Genomic DNA, 1,117 nt, shown 5'->3' on the forward strand with positions numbered 1-1,117 from the left:
CGCTAGTTGGGGTCGCCATTGTGGTTTTCTGGTGGGCTTTGCAAATTCAGTTGCCTTTGTTCAAGTGGGGTTTCGCATGATCGCTCAGACACTTCACGACCTGTGGTTCGGGTTCAGCATTGCGTTGTTGCCACAGAACCTATTTTGGTCTTTCTTCGGGGTGCTCGTCGGCAACCTGATCGGTGTGCTTCCCGGGATGGGGGCGCTGTCGGCAATCGCAATGTTATTGCCGCTCACTTACTCGATGCATGCTGTGCCTGCTCTCTTGATGTTGGCAGGGATTTTTTACGGCTCACAGTATGGCGGCGCGCTTGGTGCGATCTTGCTTAACCTTCCTTCCCATCCGCCGCATGCGGTGACATGCATCGACGGGTATCCACTGACCAAGCAAGGGAAAGGCGGTACTGCACTCGGTATCACGATGGTTGCGTCGTTCTTCGCGGCCTCGGTCGGAATTATCGTGATGATCTTTGCCTCGCCATTGCTTGTGAAGGTCGCGTTCGAGTTCGGGCCGACCGAGATTGTTTCGATTATGATGCTCGGGCTCATTGCGGGCTCGACCATGGCACGTGGTTCCAAACTGAAGGGGATCGCGATGACCGTGTTTGGTCTGCTCTTGGGCATTGTAGGTACAGACGTCAATACCGGTATTCAACGCTTTACTTTCGGCTTTACCGAGCTTTCGGATAAAATTGAACTCGTCGCGCTCGCGATGGGACTCTTTGGCGTTGCGGATTTCATGCTTAACGTCAATAAGGTTGCTTTCATCGGTACGCAAGCCAAGGTTCGCTTTCGCGATATGCGACCATCCGCTAAGGAGTTGAAGCAGGCGTTTTGGCCAATGGTACGCGGAACGATCGTTGGTACCCTGTTTGGCGCGATGCCCGGTACTGGGCCGACGATCACCACTTTTATCGCATATGCCTTGGAAAGAAAGGTGGCGAAGGATCCTGACCGATTCGGGCAGGGAGCGATCGAAGGGGTCGCAAGTCCCGAGGCGTCAACGCACGCAAAAACCCAGGTGGACTTCATTCCTACCATGACGCTTGGTATCCCTGGCGACGCTGTTATGGCGTTGCTTCTTGGCGCCTTGCTCATCCAGGGATATCAGCCGGGT

The 1,117-nt window shown here is 54.6% G+C and carries 1 protein-coding gene; it reads left to right on the forward strand.

The features are described from left to right. Window positions 1-76 precede the first annotated feature (76 nt). On the forward strand, window positions 77-1,117 hold a 1,041-nt coding region (locus P7F28_RS17405), incomplete at its 3' end, for a tripartite tricarboxylate transporter permease (protein WP_277185769.1).

The sequence above is a fragment of the Caballeronia sp. BR00000012568055 genome, assembly GCF_029439455.1.
Taxonomy (GTDB): Bacteria; Pseudomonadota; Gammaproteobacteria; order Burkholderiales; family Burkholderiaceae; genus Caballeronia.